The organism is Noviherbaspirillum sp. (genome assembly GCF_036846085.1).
In the GTDB taxonomy this organism is placed as follows: Bacteria; Pseudomonadota; Gammaproteobacteria; order Burkholderiales; family Burkholderiaceae_D; genus Noviherbaspirillum.
This window is the reverse complement of record NZ_DAIUCO010000100.1, coordinates 1-16,588: the sequence shown is the minus strand read 5'-3', so window position 1 is coordinate 16,588 and position 16,588 is coordinate 1. Positions and strand designations below refer to the sequence as shown.

Here is a 16,588-nt window from a genome sequence, read left to right as displayed (position 1 = left end):
CTGCAGCAGGTGGTAACCGTTTTCCGGCCGGCGGCCGACCACATGCAGGAAGAGGTTCAGCTTGGCGGGGGCGGGGCAGTCGTCGAGTGTGCGGGAAGTCATTGCCATGTGTCGATAACGAGGCGTATGGATACATCGCCGGCCTGTGTCGTGCGGCGGTCGAGATCGATGCGCTTTGGGCGCATCTCCTGCCAGGTGTTGTAGCCGATGCGCCATCCGTCGCGGGTCGTTACTTCGGCGGCGGGCGGCTGCGCGACGAAGCGGTTGCCGTTCGCGTCGATTGCAAAACCCTGCAGCCAATCGCGCAAACCCGAAATCGGCAGCGGCCAGCCCAGCGTGGCTACCACCAGCGCATCGACATCGGATGCCTGGCGTGATGGCTGTCCGCCTTGCTTCAGGGTGGCGCCATCCGGGTCGACCTCAATCAGGGCGATGACTTGACCAAGGGGTGACAACAGCGTTACCTGGGTCCGGTCCCGGTTCTGCGTCCAGGTAAAGCCGCCATGCAGCGCTTCCTCCTTGTCGTTCACCTGGTAGCGGACCGAAATGCGCCCGGCGAGGTCGATATTGTCGACGTAGGTGCGTGGCGGTTGAGAAGACTGGGCCGGAATAGCGGCGCGGCCGGAGTTACCCGTCATCGGGGCAACGCTGGCGCAGCCGACCGTCAGCAATGCGAGCAACAGCGCGCATGTTCGCATGCACGCCGGCGTCATAGATTTACATTCAGCCTTGCGAGAGTGCTTTTCAGCGTGTCGTTCTGCGGATCCTTGGTTTGTGCGTCACGCCAAAGCTTTTGCGCATCTTCCTTTTGTCCTTTGGTCCACAGCACCTCACCGAGATGTACGGCGATTTCCGCGTCGGGCCGCAATTCATACGCGCGCCGCAGCAAGGCTTCCGCTTCCTTCAACCGGCCAAGCCGGAACTGCACCCAGCCCATGCTATCCATGATGAAAGGATCGTCGGGCGCCAGCTTCACCGCTTTCTCGATCAATTCATAGGCTTCCTGCAGGCGGACGTTGCGTTCCGCCAAGGAATAGCCCAATGCGTTGTACGCATGCTGATTTTCCGGCGCGAGTGCGATGATCTTGCGCAGCGAGGTCTCCATGACATCGAACTTGCCGCTTTTCTCCGCCAGCATTGCGTAGTCGTACAGCAGATCGGTGTTGCTTGGAAACTGCTTGAGTCCTTCCCTCAGCACATCCAGGGCCTGTTGCTGCTGGCCCGCCTCGCGCATGATCTGGCCTTCAGCGATGATGAGCTGCACTTGTTCCCGCTCGCCCGCCGCATCGATCTCCTGCAGGATCTGGCGTGCGGCGTTCAGGTCGCCGCGTTTTGCATAGAGCTGGGCGCGCCTGATTTGTGCACTGACATAGTTTTCGCCCGGTTCGATCTGCGCAAGCCACTTCAGTGCGGCTTCGGTGTCCTTGCGATCCTCCGCGATCTGGGCAAGGATGAGCAAAGCCTGGGTCGGATCCCGCTCTTCGTCCGGTTCGGCGGAAAGCACCTGCAGGTAGGTCGTCAGATATTTTTCGGCGGCCGCCGCATCGTTGACCTGGCTGCTTAGCACACCCAATGCAAACAGTGCAGTGAGATCCTGAGGCTGGTATTTGAGCAGCGTCTCGAATTCGCCGCGTGCGTTCTGGTACTGCTTCTGCTCCACAAGCATGCGGGCGTAGGCGAGACGAACATCGCGCGATTTCGGGTAGCGTTTCAGGAAGGCCGCGAGCCAGTTTGCCGCTTCACCCTTGTCGGGTATGACCTGGGCAAGCGTCAATGCGGCAAGTTCGGAATCCGGTTTGGATTTCAGTGCGGCCTCCGCTTCCTGCCGGGCGCGCACGACGTCCTGATTCGCCATTGCCGCCTGTGCCAGCGCAAGACGCGCCTCGGTCAAGTCCTGATAAGGCCGCAGCACATCCTCCAGCAGATTGAATGCACCTGTCTTGTCTTTGGCTCGTCCGAGCAGCCGTTGAATCTGAAAAGCCATCAACCCGCGCGTCTGGGGCCGCGCATCTCGTAGCCTTTGTTCCAGGATGGGCTTTGCTTCGGCCAGGTTGTCGCCCAGCACAATAAAGCTCAGGTAGTACTGCGCCGCTTCCTCGGAATTGGGCGACAGCGATCGCCACAGCCTGACGGCATCCAGCGCCTCGTCGGCACGCTTGGCGCCGAGGGCGATTTCGGCCGCGCGGCGGGCGACGCGCGGATCGCGGGTCTCCTGTGCGATCGCCATCGCGGTGACGTAGCCGGTTTGCCAGTCGCCGCGCTGCGCCGCGAATTCGGCACTCAGCAGCTTGAACAGCAGGTCTTCCGTCAATTCCACCGTGGGCAGGGGGTCCTGCGGTTTCTGCTCCTCAGGCCTGGCGCTGATCCTGCGCGAAGGGGCTTGAACCGCCGGCTTTTCACTTGCACCGGCCGCCACCTTGTCTTCCGGCCGGGATGCGGGCGGCGTCGAAGCGCATGCCGACAACAGGGCCGTCAAGGTTACAATGAGAGGAAGTTTTTTCAATGGATTTTCCCGGCAAATAAGTGCCGCTTAATTCTACGCCCAACTGGGCTGCCCTGCGCACAGATAGCCGTCCCGGCCTTGCGCACGATTAACTTTTCATCGCAGTTTCATCATGCCTGAACTTCCCGAAGTCGAAGTTACCCGGCGCGGCGTTGCCCCGCATCTCGAGGGGCAAACGGTCAGCGCGGTTACATTGCGTCATAGCGGACTGCGGTGGCCTTTCCCCGCCGATTTGCCTGCCAAGCTGGCCGGCAGCAAAATTCGTGCTACCGGACGTCGCGGCAAATACCTGCTGATCGATTTCGATCATGGAACCCTGATTATTCATCTCGGCATGTCCGGCCATTTGCGGATATTGCCCGTTTCAACGCCGCCCCAAAAACATGATCATTTCGACCTTGTGGTTGGCGGTCAGTTGCTGAGAATGACAGATCCCCGCCGGTTTGGTGCAGTGCTATGGCATCCGCACGAGGAAGGAGCAGTGGACAGTCATATCTTGCTCCGAGGCCTCGGTGTCGAGCCGCTGGAAGAAAAATTCACGGCGCAGGAGTTGTACCGGTTGACCCGGAACCGGCGCGCGCCGATCAAGCAAGTGTTGCTGGCCGGAGACATCGTGGTTGGCGTGGGAAATATATATGCGTCGGAAAGTCTGTTCAGGGCGGGCATCAATCCCAAAACGCCGGCAGGCCGGATCGGATTGGCACGCTATGAAAAACTGGTGCACGCGATCCGCGTTACGCTGGCGGCGGCAATCGAGCAGGGCGGCAGTACGCTGCGCGATTTCATGGCGGTCGACGGACAGTCTGGCTATTTTCAGCAGAGCTATTTTGTGTACGACCGGGCCGGTGCGCCGTGCCGTGTTTGTCATGCGCCGGTGCGCCAGATTCGCCAGGGCCAGCGCTCGACCTTTTATTGTGCAAATTGTCAAAAGTAGGCATGGGTGCTAGATTCTGGGAAATATCATGACTTCATCGAGGGCACCGTGAGCAATTTGGTTCAAAAGTTTCAGGAGTACAGTGACTGGCGCAGCGGCGTCGTGGCGGCGCTCGAGCGCTACCGCGCATGGGTCGGTACATCTGAACTGTCCGATGCGTCCAGTGACCAGCGTTTCGCGCGCTTGCAGGCAAGGCTCGCCGATGACAAACTTACAATCGCCTTCGTCGCGGAATTCTCCCGTGGCAAGTCCGAGTTGATCAATGCGATTTTTTTCGCAGATTACGGGCAGCGCATCCTGCCGTCTTCCGCCGGCCGTACCACCATGTGTCCGACCGAGCTGCTATACGACGAGACATTTCCACCTTCAATCCGTCTTCTTCCAATCGAAACCCGCGCGCAGTCTCAGTCGACCAGCGAATTCAAGCAGCAAAGCCAGGTGTGGACCGTCCTGCCTCTTGATATATCGTCCGGCGACGGCATGTTGGAAGCATTCAAGCAGGTAAGCCTGACGAAACGCGTACCGGTCGACGAGGCGAAAAGCTATGGCTTGTATGATGAAACTGACCCGGACGTTGCTCAATCGGTAGGGAGCGATGGCATGGTTGAAATTTCCCAATGGCGCCATGCAATCGTCAACTTTCCCCATCCGTTGCTGAAAAAGGGTCTCGTCATCGTCGATACGCCAGGATTGAATGCGATCGGTACCGAGCCGGAACTCACCCTTAACCTGATACCCAATGCGCATGCGGTGCTTTTCATCCTTGCCGCTGATACCGGGGTGACGAAAAGCGATATCGAGGTGTGGCGCAACCACATCGGCGCAGGTGCAGGACGCATGGTGGTATTGAACAAGATCGACAGCATGTGGGATGAACTGCGCAGTGCGGATGAAATCGAGCAGCAGATTCGCAAGCAGGTCGCTACAGTGGCGCAAACGCTGAGCTTGCCGGAGTTTCAGGTATTTCCGGTATCGGCGCAAAAAGGACTGGTCGGCAAGGTGAACCGGGATGCGGCATTGCTAGGCAAGAGCCGCCTGCTCGAATTGGAAAATGCGCTGTCGAATGAGCTCATTCCGGGGAAGCAGGACATCATCCGGGCGCAATTGTCTTCCGAAGTGAACGAGTTGGCCTCGTCCAAGCAGGCATTACTTTCTTCCCGCACGCGGAATGTGGTCGAACAACTGATGGAACTGAAAAGTTTGCGCGGCAAGAACCGAAGCATCGTCGAGCACATGATGAAACGTGTCGATATCGAGAAGCAGGAATTCGACAACAGCTTGATCAAGCTGCAGGGTACGCGCGCGGTGTTCACTCGTCTGTCGACGGAAGTCTTCACCAGCCTTGGCATGGATATCCTGAAGGAAGACATCCGCAAAACACGCGAGGCGATGGACAAGAGCAAATTTTCGTCTGGCTTGAGGCAGGCCGTGAAGGTCTTTTTCCACCAGGTGCTCGAGAACCTCGCGCAATCCGGGCAGAAGACTGATGAGATCGCTGAGATGATGTCGGTGATGTACCGGAAGTTTTCCACCGAGCATGGTCTTGCACTGTCAACGCCCATGCCGTTTTCGCTCGACAAGTATGTCGAAGAAATCAGAATGATTGAAGGCGTGTATCAGAAGCAGTTTAACGCGACGGCCATATTGACCACGCCGCAAGTCGTCCTGATGCAAAAGTTTTTCGACTCCATTGCATCCCGGGTCAAGCAAAGCTTTTTGCAGGCAAACCGCGATGTCGAGGCTTGGCTGAAGGTTGTCATGGCGCCTTTGGAAGCGCAGATCTGGGAGCATAAAACACAGCTCAAGAAACGCAAGCAATCCATAGAACGCATTCACATGGCGACAGACAGCCTTGAGGAGAAAGTACAGTCGCTTGAAAAGATGCAGGCCGAGTTCGAAGCACAGAAAAAAACCTTGCTTCTCCTTGAGGTTGAATTGAAGGCTGCAATAACCAACCAGCTTGCGTCACTAAAGGCCGCTGCCTGAATGAAAAGAGCAGTTGATGATGTGGCCGCGCCGCGGTCTTTGTCCGGCTATGGTGATCCAAGCTTTTCAGCGGATGTAATCACCTGGCAGAAGCAGCATGGACGGCATGCGCTGCCATGGCAAAACACGCGCGATGCCTATCGTATCTGGCTATCGGAAATCATGCTGCAGCAAACCCAGGTCGCAGCGGTCATCCCCTACTACCAGCGTTTTCTGAACCGATTCCCGGATATTGCATCGCTTGCATCAGCGGCTCCCGAAGATGTAATGGCGCACTGGAGCGGCTTGGGCTATTACTCCCGCGCACGCAATCTGCATCGCTGCGCCAGGCACGTGATGGAATTCCATGGAGGACGCTTTCCAAGCGATCCAGCATTGCTAGCGGAATTGCCCGGCATAGGGCGGTCCACGGCGGCAGCAATTGCCGCGTTTTCCTACGGCGCGCGAGCGGCCATCCTCGATGGCAATGTCAAGCGCGTGTTCTGCCGGGTGTTTGGGATCGAAGGATTTCCCGGGGCGAAGCCGGTGGAGGACAAGCTCTGGCAACGGGCTGTTGCCTTGCTGCCTGAACAGGACGTCGAAGCGTACACGCAAGGATTAATGGATCTGGGCGCAACGCTATGCACGAGGTCCCGCCCAGCTTGCAACAGATGTCCGCTGGCACAGCGCTGCGTTGCGTTTGAAACAGGGCGTGTCCAACAGCTACCGGTTCGCAAACCGAAGAAAGCGATTCCCGAGAAACGCACTGCCATGCTAGTCATCGCCGACCGGGGCGAGGTGTTGCTGGAGCAGCGACCCGGCAGCGGCATCTGGGGTGGTTTGCTGTCCTTGCCCGAAGTGCAGGAGATGGCCGGCGACACCCTGTCCAAAGTCGATGTGGACTCGATCGCCGCACGTGCGGTCGCGCCTTTCGGCTTGCCCGGCTCCTGTGACCGCCTCCAGCCTTTTTCGCATGGCTTCACCCACTTCAAGCTGCACGTGTCGCCTTACCTGATCGGCTTGCAACGCCGGCTGGCGTCGGCAAGCGAGCAGGGGCATGTGTGGTATCCGATCGCCAAGCTCGCGGATGCGCCATTGCCGGCGCCCGTCAAGAAACTGCTGTTATCCCTCTTCAGTAGGGCGGACCTGTTCTCGGATGAGGTTCGCCAATAATCTGCAGATACTGCGCCACGACTCGATCGTCATGGTCGTTCTATCCACTCCACCCGGTTGCGCCCCATTTGCTTTGCGCGGTACAGCGCTGAATCGGCACGAGCGATCAGGTCGGTGACTTCCTCGCCCGGATGGTACTCGGCAACGCCGATGGAAAGAGAAATATTCTTTCGCGACACCAGTTCTTGCAAGTCCATGAAATGGGCGTATACGCGCAGGCGCTCCGCATGCATGACGGCACCTTTCAAATCGGTGTCCGGCAGTATCTGCAGGAATTCATCGCCGCCATACCGTCCGAATATGTCGCTGTCACGGATGGTCTCGCGCGCGATACTCGCGAACCGCTGCAGCACCTCGTCGCCGGCAAGGTGGCCGTCGCTGTCGTTGATTTGCTTGAAGTGGTCAATATCGATTACGCAGACCGAATACGGCTTTGCGATGGTATTGGCCTGCAATGTGGCGTGCGCGAGTTCCGCCTGCAGTTGGCGGCGGTTGTAGAGCCCGGTCAACTCATCGCGAATGGATTTTTCTTCAAAATGCTCGAGATGGTGGCGCGTCGTCTTCAATGTCTGCCGGAGGTTCTGGATCTGTTTGCCGACCACGATCATGCCGGGCAACGTCAGCGCGAGAACGAACCATTGCATCATGTCGGCACGGAATCCGATCGCATACCCGTCGTCATGATTACGCAGGAGGATGATGGCGAGATACGTTCCCAGGCACGCTGCGGCGAGCATGATGAGCGACGCTGTCGACAGCCTGAAGATGGCAAATGAAAACGCGATCAGGATGAAGGGGACCAACGCGATCTGGGTAGACGGCTCCACATGGGCGACGGCAAGCATGATGCTCAATGCCGTGAGAATCTGCGGCAGCATCAAGCTGCTTTCCTTGAAGTGCAGATGGAGCTTGAACTTGAAAGCGGAGTAGAAAAAAATGACGGACAGCAGTACCGCACCCGCAGCGCCGATAAACGTCAGGGCGCTGACGAAGCCCTGACGATAAAAGACAAAAAGACCCAGTGCATAGAGCAGCGAAATCAGGCCGATGGGGGAGATGAGCGGAAGGTTGACCGGCTTCGCATTCTTGCGGCGGTCAACGAATTCCGGGCGCAGGCCCTCGCGTGCATCATCCAATAACATACCAAACGCGCTCAAAGAAGTTGAAGACCACGGAGCTGCCGATGCAGCCATGCTCGCAGCGAGGAAGTGATTCGGCTGTATGCAGTTCCCCGGGCAAGGCCAACAATGAGGCCGAGGCGTGCTTCAGGTACGTGCGGCAACCGTTCTAGTTATCGTATGAAAGCGCAGGTCTCGTCTTGCGCGTCGACAAGGAAGCCGTTGAAAAGGTTTCATGACGAGAGAATAAGCGTGTTTTGGCAGAAGTTGTTGCTGCTTTGCCAGTGGTATCGCTGAATTTCAGAGGATCTGGTGTTGCTGCAGGTATTGATGAACAATCGCCAGGCGATTTTGCGCACCGCGCAGCTCCAGCAATTTCTGCCTGGCCTTGAGGGGAATCGGGAGAATCTCGCACCAGCGGTTGGCGACCCAACCGGCGCTTTGTAGATTCAGCGGGCGTGAGAACGGGGTGACAAAGGAGTCGCCATGTTCTGCCTGGCCTTTGGCTTCGAGGTCTTCAATCACCAGCTTCAATGTCTTTGCGCAATCGACATGGATATCGCTGATGGCGACCGGATCGTCCGGCGCGATCATGGAAATCCGGGCTTCCATCCGCTGATCTTGCAAGGTGCGTGTCTCGTGGATGCGGAATCGCTCCCCGCCCAGCATCCGCAACGCCAGGATTCCCGGCGAAGGCGTTTCCCACTGCGAAATGAACGCCAGGCATCCGATCGATTCCGGAAGCAGGGTGCTGCCGGTCTCCTGACTGGCCTTGATAAGCACCACGCCAAAAGGAGTGCCCTTCTTGAGGCACTCACTCACCATGTCGATGTAACGTGCTTCAAAAACCTTCAACGGCAGAATGCCGCCTGGAAACAATACGGTTTTGAGCGGAAACAGGGGCAGCCAGTCGGCGTTGAAGGACATGTCTTGCATGAAAAATGGGGTAGGAAGGCGATTTCAGCCAAGTTCACGATGCCGCAGCAAGACATGTTCCGTAGGCCGGAAATGCTTCGCCAGTTGTTCGACCATGTACACCGAACGATGCTGTCCGCCGGTACAACCAATGGCGACCGTCAGGTAGCTGCGGTTATCGTTCTTGAATGCCGGCAGCCATTTTTCGACAAAGTTACGGATGTCCGCAAGCAGTTCGGCAACATGTGCCTGCGAATCGAGGAAAGTGATGACAGGCTCGTCCTGGCCATTGAAAGGACGAAGCGCCAGATCGTAATACGGGTTGGGAAGTACTCTCACGTCAAACACCAGGTCCGCATCGAGCGGCACGCCGAATTTGAAGGCGAAAGATTCGAACAGCAACGTGAGCGGCGCCCTTTCCGTTTCAATCAGTTCCTTGATCCATGCCCGCAGCTTGTTGGCCGAAAGGCCGGAGGTATCGATCACATGCCCGATTCCTTCAATCGTCGACAGCATTTCCCTTTCGCTCAGGATGCATTCGGTCAGTGTCGGCTGGTTGTCGGTCAGCTGGCTGGCGCGCACCCGGTGGGACAGCGGATGGCTGCGACGGGTTTCGGAGAAACGGGCGATGAGTGATTCGGTTTTGGCCGTAAGGAACAGGACTTTGACGTCGTGTCCTTCATCCTTGAGCCACTGGATATCTTCGGGAAGGCCGGCCAGGGAATCCGCGCTGCGGGCATCCATGGCGACAGCGAGAGTCTGGGCGTTTTCCTCGATGCGCGTGGCAACGAGTTGACGGAGCAATTTGGGCGGCAGGTTGTCGACGCAAAAATAACCGGCGTCTTCAAGTGCATTCAAACCGATCGATTTTCCGGACCCGGATATACCAGTGATAATGATGATGCGCATAGGCGGTAATCATACCGCAAGCGCAACAAAGCGTGATGCGCTTGCCGGCTATTCGTTGCCCATGGCCTTCTGCTGGCGTTCCATGAATTCCTTGAGTGTATCGATGCCCCGAAGCTGGAGAATGGTGTTGCGGACAGCGGCTTCCAGCAGGACGGCCAGGTTGCGTCCGGCTTCGACAGGAATGATTACCTTACGGATCGGCAAGCCAAGCACTTCTTCTGTCTGGGAGTGCAGGGGCAGCCGTTCGTAGTTCTCTTCCAGGGTTTTGCGGCGTACGAGATGCACAATGAGCTTCAAGCGCATCTTGCGGCGTACCGCGGTCTCGCCGAAGATCGTCTTGATGTCCAGCAATCCCAGGCCGCGAACTTCCAGCAGGTTTTGCAGCAGGGGCGGGCAGCGCCCCTCAATCATATTAGGGGCGATACGGGCGAATTCGACCGCATCATCCGCCACCAGGCCGTGATTGCGGGAAATCAGCTCGAGCCCGAGTTCGCTTTTCCCCAAACCGGACTCGCCGGTAATCAGCACACCGACACCGAGTACGTCCATGAACACGCCATGCATCGTAATGCGTTGGGCAAGTTCCTTGGAAAGGTACACACGGAGGTAGTCAATGACCTGCGCCGCCGGCAACGGTGTGGAGAACAGGGGAATGTTGTTGTCGTCGCAGAAAGCCAGAATATTGGGAGGTGTTTCCAACCCTTCCGCGATGACAAAAGCCGGAGGCTGGCCCGCAACCAATTCTTCGGTCTGGTATTTACGCGATGCAGGCGACAGCCGGTTGTAATACTGCACTTCCTGGTGACCGAAAACCTGGATCCGGCCAGGATGGATCAGATTCAGGTGGCCTACCTGATCGGCGGCCGAGGTGGCATCGCCGGAAATTCTGCGCTCGCCACCTGGGAAACCGGCGAACCATCCAAGTTGCAGCGCTTCGCGGGTATCGTCATAAAGCTGCTGGATGGTCAAAAGCGAAGAAAGCGGCATCACAATTACCTATGCATGCACGCTCGGCTGCCACGCGATGATGCGTGCATGTACCGAGGTCCGGTCCGGATCGGTGGCGAGCACCTTGCGAAAAGCCTCATCCGAAAACATTTCAGCAACCTCGGAGAGAATCTCCAGGTGATGTTGCGTTACCTGGTCCGGGATCAGCAGGAAGACCAGAAGGCTGACCGGTTGGCCGTCCGGTGATTCAAACGGGATCGGCTCCTTCAGGCGGACGAAAGCCGCCAATGGCGATTTCAGTCCCTTGATTCTTCCGTGAGGTACTGCAACCCCGTGTCCCAGCCCGGTGGAGCCGAGGCGCTCGCGTGCAAAAAGATTATCTGAAACGACGGAGCGGGCAATGCTGCAGTTATTTTCAAACAGCAGTCCTGCCTGCTCGAATGCCCGTTTCTTGCTGGACACTTCCAGATCAAGAACGACATTGTCGCGTGACAGGATTTTAGCGAGGTTGGTCATGGTGAAAAAAGATATGATGCATTGCACAAAACAAGCATTCGAAACGAATTATAGGCTTCTTTTTGCATCGCGCAATGCTGATAGACATAGTGAGCGCCAGGCGGAATCGCGGTAGATCAATAAACGATAATAAAGTCTTAAATTGATAAGAAATTCATCTAAGAAATGATGTTTTTCGTTCTCGGGATCTATATCTTAAGTCTCGTAAAGATAGATAAAGTTTCGCGAAGGAAAGAATTTATTTCGTGATTGCAGATTTACGGTGCAAGATTGTGATCTTTTGTATGCATTCCTTGCTTTTACGTCCATCTCATTCTTGGCGGGATTTCGATTCGGGTCACTGACGCGCGCCGCGTAAATTCAATGGCCTTTGCCCGGTGGTGAAATTGCTCCTCCAGGGATTGATATCGAGGCCGCCGCGCCGCGTGTAGCGGGCGTAAACCGCCAGCTTCTGTGGCTTGCACTGACGCAGGATGTCCATAAAAATGCGTTCCACACACTGCTCATGGAACTCGTCATGATCGCGGAATCCGATCAGGTACTTCAGCAATCCTTCCTGGTCGATCTGTGGTCCGGCATAACGGATTTGTATGCTTCCCCAATCCGGCTGGCCGGTCACCAAGCAGTTTGACTTGAGCAGGTGGGAGACGAATGTCTCTTCAACCATCGCTTCCTCATGGCTGGCGGTGAGCAGTGAGGGGTTGGGGACATAGGCGTCGAGTTCGATATCCAGACGGTCCAGCAGCAGGCCGTCGAGCTCTGCCATCTTCAATGTCGGAAACATATCCGGCGTGGTCAATTTCACCTGTATGGGCGCGCCGAATCCTGCAGACAAATCCGCGCGCAAGAGATCGGCGAGTGCATCGGTGCCGGCGAGCCTGGCTTGATTGAATGAATTCAGGTACAGCTTGAAGGACTTCGACTCGACGATATTGGGCGAATCAGCCGGGACGGTGAAGGTGGCAATGGCGATCTGCGGCTTGCCGCGCATATTCAGCCACGATACTTCATAAGCGTTCCAGATATCGACGCCGAAAAACGGGAGCGTGCCGGTGATGCCGAGCTCCAGTCGTTTGTCCTGGCGAGGAATGGGGAACAGTAGTGAGGGATCGTAATCGGTAGGATAGCCGGTAGGCTTGCCGAGCGGCAGTGCGTCCGGCAGGTCTGAAGTGTTCATGAGATAAAAAATCGGCGCGCGATTGAGCGGGATGCGGTTGAATGGAATGCGGATGCAGTTATCGTTATGACAGTGTTGGAGTATGTCAGGTTCGCATTGTCCAGAATTTCAGGCCTTGATCGTGAAAGGATTGAAATCCGTTGCAATGTCGTAATAATCCTCATTTTCCTTGCGCTTCAGAAAATTCACGACCTTGTAAGTGAATGGCGTCATGACGATTTCCCATCCGGTCTTGAGCAGGTACTGCGCGACGATCACGGTTACCAGTTGCTGGTCCGACCAGATGCCATAGAACGCGATGACATAGAAAAGGCTTGAGTCGATGAGTTCTCCGCACATGGTGGAGCCGATTGTCCGCATCCATAGCCGGCGGCCTTGCATCCACACCTTCATTTTCGCCATCACGTAGCTGTTGACGAAACTGCCGCACCAGAAGGCGATCATCGATCCTGCCATGATGCGCGGCGTGTTGCCGAACACGGCGTTCAGATGTGTCTGGTAATCGGTGTTGAACGGATCGGCTGCCGGCTTGAGCGCCAGAATCACGGCCGCCATGAAGGTCGCAAACGCGAGCGCGCCGAACGCCGCCCAGATCACCCGCCGGTCGCGGCCGTAGCCATACACCTCCGTCAGGATGTCGCCGAAAATATAGGAGATGGGGAAGAACAGCACGCCTGCGCTGAATGTCGCCGTGCCGAGAAGCGGAAGCGTTACTTCGGTCACCTTGGCCGCACCGATCAGGTTCGAGCACAGCAGCACCGTTACGAATGCCGCCATGACGAAATCATAGTATTTGTATTGGCCGATCGGTCGTGGTGCGGCTGTAGCGCTCATCGGTTCTCCCTCAGTGCCGGCTATAGGAAAAGCTTGTAGGCCGGATTCTCGCTTTCATCCCAATAGCGGTATCCCAGCGTCGACAGGAATTCGCGGAATGTCTTCATTTCCTTCTTCGGCACCTGCAGGCCGACGAGGATGCGTCCGACGTCACCGCCCTGATTCCGGTAGTGGAACAGGCTGATATTCCAGTTCGGCGCCATGCTGGCAAGAAAACGCATCAGTGCGCCCGGCCGCTCCGGGAATTCGAAGCGGTACAGCAATTCATCGTGGGCCAGCGGGCTCTTGCCGCCGACCAGATGCCGGATGTGCAGCTTGGCGAGTTCGTCATGGGTCAGGTCGAGGGTCTGAAAACCGTGCTTGTTGAACGTCTTGGTGATCTTTTCAGGTTCTTCCCGACTGGTGATGGTGACGCCGACAAAGACATGCGCCTTTTTTGCATCGCTGATCCGGTAAACGAACTCGGTGACGTTGCGCGTGCGAGGTCCGACAAGTTCGCAGAAGCGCTTGAAGCTACCGCGTTCTTCGGGGATGGTCACCGCGAACACGGCTTCGCGTGCCTCGCCTACTTCGGCGCGTTCTGCGACGAAGCGCAGGCGGTCGAAATTCATGTTGGCGCCGCATGCAATGCTGACAAACGTCTGGCCGACGATCGGCTTCTTGCCGGTCTTGCTCCGTTCGATGTATTCCTTGACCCCCGCAACCGCCATCGCGCCGGACGGTTCCAGGATGCTCCGGGTATCCTGGAACACGTCCTTGATCGCCGCGCATACCGCGTCGTTATCAACGACGACGATGTCGTCGACATATTGCTTGACGAGACGGAAGGTTTCCTCGCCCACCAGCCTGACCGCCGTGCCGTCGCAGAACAGGCCGACGTCGGGCAGGGTGACGCGGCGGCCCGCCTTGAGGCTGCGGACCATGGCATCGGAATCGGTGGTCTGCACGCCGATGACCTTGATCTCCGGACGAACCGCCTTGATGTAGGCAGCCACGCCGGAAATCAGGCCGCCGCCGCCGATGGCAGCGAAAATCGCGTCGATTTTTCCCGGATGCTGACGCAGGATCTCCATTGCAATCGTCCCCTGTCCGGCAATCACATCCGGATCATCGAAGGGATGCACGAACGTCAGCTTGTGCTTCTTTTCCAGCGTCAGCGCATGGTTATAGGCATCCGTATACGACTCGCCGAACAGGACGACTTCACCGCCACGGGACTTGACCGCTTCGATTTTGACGGGCGGCGTGGTGGTCGGCATCACGATGACGGCGCGGCAGCCGAGCTTCGATGCCGATAGGGCAACACCTTGCGCATGATTGCCCGCAGACGCGCAAATGACGCCGCGCTTCAGCTGCGCCGGACTCAGGTTCGCCATCTTGTTGTAGGCGCCGCGCAGCTTGAAACTGAAAACGCTCTGAATGTCTTCGCGCTTGAAGTAAATATTGTTGTTCATGCGCTGCGACAGCGTGGGCGCAAATTCAAGTGGCGATTCGACAGCGACGTCATAGACGCGGGCGGTCAGGATTTTCTTTAGATAGTCTGTGTTCGTCATAAGTGGAAATTTTGTACGGCGGGCACGCGAGGCAACTGGTCATTATAATGGACGCCCGTTGCTTCACCACAAGCCGGTGCCCGCTTCAATCCTTCTGCTGGTGCCGTCCTCGATAAAATCCATGCTGCCAATCATCCTCCCGACATGATCGAGTCCGCCACTGTCTGGCTTCTGAATCTGCTCGCGGTACCGAATGTCGGCCTGACTTCCGTATTCATCGTCAGTATCGTCTCCGCAACCTTGCTGCCTCTTGGTTCGGAGCCTGCCGTTTTCGCGGTGGTGAAGGCGAACGCCGCCTTGTTCTGGCCCGCGATTCTGGTTGCGACTTTCGGTAACACGATCGGTGGAATGATCGATTACGGCCTCGGATATGGTGCGAAGGAAGCCTTCGCGAAGGAGCGTGAAACCCGCTGGTTCGGGTGGCTGCAACGCTTCGGTCCGAAGACCCTGCTACTGGCATGGCTACCCGCGATCGGCGATCCGCTTTGCGCACTTGCGGGCTGGTTGAAGATGCCATTCTGGCAATGCGTGGTCTATATGGCAATCGGGAAGTTTTTGCGCTATGTAACGATGACAACAGTGCTGTTGTATGTGCCCGACGGCTTCTGGCGACAGATAGGGAGCTGGTTCTGACATACATGCCCGCTGCATTGCAATAAGTTAAAATGCTTGTTTAAGGGTTAGCACACTATTCTGATGAACGCCCCTGCACAAATTCAAGCCTTGCTTTCCGATGCGCCGACCGGCGCTGTTCCTACGCGTCTGCGTGAGATTCCGTACAACTACACATCGTTTTCCGACCGCGAGATCGTCATCCGCCTGCTGGGCGAAGATGCATGGGCCTTGCTTGACGAACTCCGTAGTGCCCGCCAGACAGGCCGCTCCGCCCGGATGCTGTATGAAGTCCTGGGCGATATCTGGGTGGTCAAGCGCAATCCCTACCTGCAGGACGACATGCTCGACAACCCGAAGCGTCGTCAGGCACTGATCGATGCGCTCAACCATCGCCTCAGCGAAGTTGAAAAGCGCCGGGTCTCCACCGACGCGACCGATGCGGCCGACATTCATGCGCAGCGCCGCAGCGCCAATGTGGAAGTGCTGGTCAGGGCGGCGAGAAAAGCCGTAGCCGATTTCAGCAATGAGTTCCGCCAGACCTATGACCTGCGCAAACGCGCGGTCCGCGTGCTCGGCCGCTACACCGCGAAAGACAACATCAAGTTCGACGGCCTGTCGCGCGTCTCGCATGTCACCGATGCGACCGACTGGCGCGTCGAATATCCCTTCGTGGTGCTGACACCGGACGGCGAAGATGAAATGGCCGGTCTGGTGAAGGCATGCATCGAACTTGGCCTCACCATCATCCCGCGCGGCGGCGGCACCGGCTATACCGGCGGCGCCATTCCGCTGACACCCATGTCGGCGGTCATCAACACCGAAAAGCTGGAGCAGCTCGGCGCGGTCGAAATGACCGTGCTGCCGGGGCTGGACAAGCCGTACGCCACCATTTACTCCGGTGCGGGGGTTGTCACCAAGCGGGTATCGGACGCTGCCGAAAAAGCCGGTTTCGTGTTCGCGGTCGATCCGACTTCCGCCGAGGCGTCCTGTATCGGCGGCAACGTCGCCATGAATGCCGGCGGCAAGAAGGCGGTGCTGTGGGGCACGGCACTTGATAACCTTGCAAGCTGGCGCATGGTCGACCCGAACGGCGACTGGCTGGAAGTCACGCGCCTGGAGCATAACCTGGGCAAGATCCACGATGCGCCGCTGGTCAGGTTCAAGCTGGAATGGACGCACCCGGCGGAGAAGGGCAGGACTGGTGCGCCTTTCAAGACCGAGATACTGGAGGTAGAGGGCCGGAAATTCCGCAAGGAGGGACTTGGCAAGGACGTGACCGACAAGTTCCTGTCCGGTTTGCCCGGCATCCAGAAAGAGGGTTGCGATGGCCTGATCACCTCGGCGCGCTGGATCCTGCACAAGATGCCGAAGCACACGCGCACCGTCTGCCTCGAATTCTTCGGTCAGGCGCGCGACGCGATTCCGTCG

General features: G+C 57.4%; 15 protein-coding genes and 1 pseudogene. 5 read left to right on the top strand and 11 right to left on the bottom strand.

Translation table 11 applies throughout. From position 1 onward, the window contains the following. The 3 genes and pseudogenes from ipk to V7080_RS13125 form a co-directional block, all read right to left on the bottom strand. A pseudogene (gene ipk, locus V7080_RS13135) lies at positions 1 to 108 on the bottom strand (4-(cytidine 5'-diphospho)-2-C-methyl-D-erythritol kinase); the annotation flags it as partial. Further along, entirely contained in the window at positions 99 to 698 is a 600-nt protein-coding gene (gene lolB / locus V7080_RS13130; protein ID WP_334188841.1) for a lipoprotein insertase outer membrane protein LolB, read from the bottom strand. The pseudogene ipk and the gene lolB, both read right to left, overlap by 10 nt. 11 nt (positions 699 to 709) lie before the next feature. Then, positions 710 to 2,503 (bottom strand): tetratricopeptide repeat protein, encoded by a 1,794-nt coding sequence (locus V7080_RS13125; RefSeq protein ID WP_334188840.1) that lies wholly within the window; start codon positions 2,501 to 2,503, stop codon positions 710 to 712. 112 nt (positions 2,504 to 2,615) lie between these two features. On the opposite strand from V7080_RS13125, the gene mutM reads away from it, so the two are divergent. From mutM to mutY, 3 genes are read left to right on the top strand one after another with little or no spacing between them, the layout of a single operon-like run. Then, positions 2,616 to 3,437, top strand: coding sequence for a bifunctional DNA-formamidopyrimidine glycosylase/DNA-(apurinic or apyrimidinic site) lyase (mutM, locus tag V7080_RS13120; protein ID WP_334188839.1), 822 nt, complete (start codon positions 2,616 to 2,618; stop codon positions 3,435 to 3,437). Between the two features lie 48 nt (positions 3,438 to 3,485). Further along, a complete protein-coding gene (locus tag V7080_RS13115; protein WP_334188838.1) occupies positions 3,486 to 5,423 on the top strand; it encodes a dynamin family protein in 1,938 nt (645 codons plus the stop codon). Next, positions 5,424 to 6,575 carry an A/G-specific adenine glycosylase gene (gene mutY, locus V7080_RS13110; RefSeq protein WP_334188837.1) on the top strand — a complete coding sequence of 384 codons (1,152 nt, stop codon included), beginning with the start codon at positions 5,424 to 5,426 and terminating at the stop codon, positions 6,573 to 6,575. It abuts the gene before it with no gap. Between the two features lie 29 nt (positions 6,576 to 6,604). Here the strand turns inward: mutY and V7080_RS13105 are convergent, their stop codons facing one another. From V7080_RS13105 to ilvA, 8 genes are all read right to left on the bottom strand, one after another. Beyond that, on the bottom strand, positions 6,605 to 7,717 hold the full coding sequence (locus V7080_RS13105; RefSeq protein ID WP_334188836.1) for a GGDEF domain-containing protein: 1,113 nt from the start codon (positions 7,715 to 7,717) through the stop codon (positions 6,605 to 6,607). A 276-nt stretch (positions 7,718 to 7,993) separates the two neighbouring features. Further along, positions 7,994 to 8,629 carry an LON peptidase substrate-binding domain-containing protein gene (locus V7080_RS13100; RefSeq protein WP_334188835.1) on the bottom strand — a complete coding sequence of 212 codons (636 nt, stop codon included), beginning with the start codon at positions 8,627 to 8,629 and terminating at the stop codon, positions 7,994 to 7,996. 24 nt (positions 8,630 to 8,653) lie between these two features. Then, positions 8,654 to 9,517 (bottom strand): RNase adapter RapZ, encoded by an 864-nt coding sequence (gene rapZ / locus V7080_RS13095; protein WP_334188834.1) that lies wholly within the window; start codon positions 9,515 to 9,517, stop codon positions 8,654 to 8,656. 48 nt (positions 9,518 to 9,565) lie between these two features. Continuing rightward, a complete protein-coding gene (gene hprK / locus V7080_RS13090) occupies positions 9,566 to 10,504 on the bottom strand; it encodes an HPr(Ser) kinase/phosphatase (RefSeq protein WP_334188833.1) in 939 nt (312 codons plus the stop codon). 9 nt (positions 10,505 to 10,513) lie between these two features. Beyond that, positions 10,514 to 10,981, bottom strand: coding sequence for a PTS sugar transporter subunit IIA (locus V7080_RS13085; protein WP_334188832.1), 468 nt, complete (start codon positions 10,979 to 10,981; stop codon positions 10,514 to 10,516). A 337-nt stretch (positions 10,982 to 11,318) separates the two neighbouring features. Next, positions 11,319 to 12,158, bottom strand: a complete 840-nt coding sequence (queF, locus tag V7080_RS13080) for an NADPH-dependent 7-cyano-7-deazaguanine reductase QueF (protein WP_334188831.1) — start codon at positions 12,156 to 12,158, stop codon at positions 11,319 to 11,321. Positions 12,159 to 12,266: 108 nt separating this feature from the next. Beyond that, the gene (locus V7080_RS13075; protein WP_334188830.1) at positions 12,267 to 12,992 is read right to left on the bottom strand and encodes a queuosine precursor transporter; all 726 of its coding nucleotides are present in this window, start codon (positions 12,990 to 12,992) and stop codon (positions 12,267 to 12,269) included. A 20-nt stretch (positions 12,993 to 13,012) separates the two neighbouring features. Beyond that, positions 13,013 to 14,545: a threonine ammonia-lyase, biosynthetic gene (gene ilvA, locus V7080_RS13070; RefSeq protein ID WP_334188829.1), complete on the bottom strand. Its 1,533-nt coding sequence runs from the start codon at positions 14,543 to 14,545 to the stop codon at positions 13,013 to 13,015. A gap of 144 nt (positions 14,546 to 14,689) precedes the next feature. On the opposite strand from ilvA, the gene V7080_RS13065 reads away from it, so the two are divergent. Together V7080_RS13065 and V7080_RS13060 are read left to right on the top strand one after the other, a co-directional pair. Beyond that, positions 14,690 to 15,178 carry a YqaA family protein gene (locus V7080_RS13065; protein ID WP_334188828.1) on the top strand — a complete coding sequence of 163 codons (489 nt, stop codon included), beginning with the start codon at positions 14,690 to 14,692 and terminating at the stop codon, positions 15,176 to 15,178. 63 nt (positions 15,179 to 15,241) lie between these two features. Next, on the top strand, positions 15,242 to 16,588 hold a 1,347-nt coding region (locus V7080_RS13060), incomplete at its 3' end, for a DUF3683 domain-containing protein (protein ID WP_334188827.1).